The following is a 726-nucleotide window of genomic DNA, read 5'->3' as shown; positions in this document are numbered from 1 at the left end:
AAAACTACGCTGCTTTCCCTATTGGAGGCTTTTTATAGGCCGGATTCGGGGCATATCCTATACAACAATGTTGACTCAACTGATTTAAATGCCAACGATATCAGGAAAGTAGTTAGCTATATTGAACAAGATGCTCCTATATTCTCCGGTAGTATTCGAGATAATCTAACGATGGGAACCATCGAAGCAAGCGATGAGACATGTTGGAATGCGCTCAAGCTCGTCAATCTTGATACAAAAGTTAGGAATCTCGAACAAGAGTTAAATACGCAGGTCGGTGAACAAGGCCACTTCCTGAGCGGCGGAGAACGTCAGAGACTTTCCATCGCCAGGATTTTGCTGCACAGAAAACCTGTCATTCTCTTAGACGAGCCTACGTCAAGCCTCGACTCAATCAACCAACAGAAGATAAATGCTCTACTACGCGAGATATTCTCCGAACAAACCGTCATTGAAGTAGTTCACAGAATGTCAACAATTGAGCCAGGTGATCAAATACTGGTCATGGAAAAGGGCAAAATCGTCGCATGCGGCACGCATGACGAACTTAAGATTTCCAGCCCAGCTTATAGGGAACTACTACAGATGCCGACCATTAGCCAGCAAACCACAGACAATTAAATGTGATGACTTTGTGAATTCTTGTATTTAAATGTAGATACACTAATCTCATAACGGTATATTTAATGATGTTAGAAGCCGCCACTGCCTCCATCATATTTATAT

The 726-nt window shown here is 42.4% G+C and carries 1 protein-coding gene; it reads left to right on the top strand.

Features of this window, described 5'->3' with window-relative positions; genetic code table 11:
* A partial coding sequence (locus CRD60_RS08225) for an ATP-binding cassette domain-containing protein (RefSeq protein ID WP_130473090.1) occupies window positions 1-621 on the top strand: 621 nt, incomplete at its 5' end.
* Window positions 622-726 lie beyond the last annotated feature (105 nt).

The sequence above is a fragment of the Bifidobacterium aemilianum genome (assembly GCF_003315635.1).
In the GTDB taxonomy this organism is placed as follows: Bacteria; Actinomycetota; Actinomycetes; order Actinomycetales; family Bifidobacteriaceae; genus Bifidobacterium; species Bifidobacterium aemilianum.
Note: the sequence above shows the minus strand (reverse complement) of the source record. Positions and strands in the feature narration are given on the sequence as shown.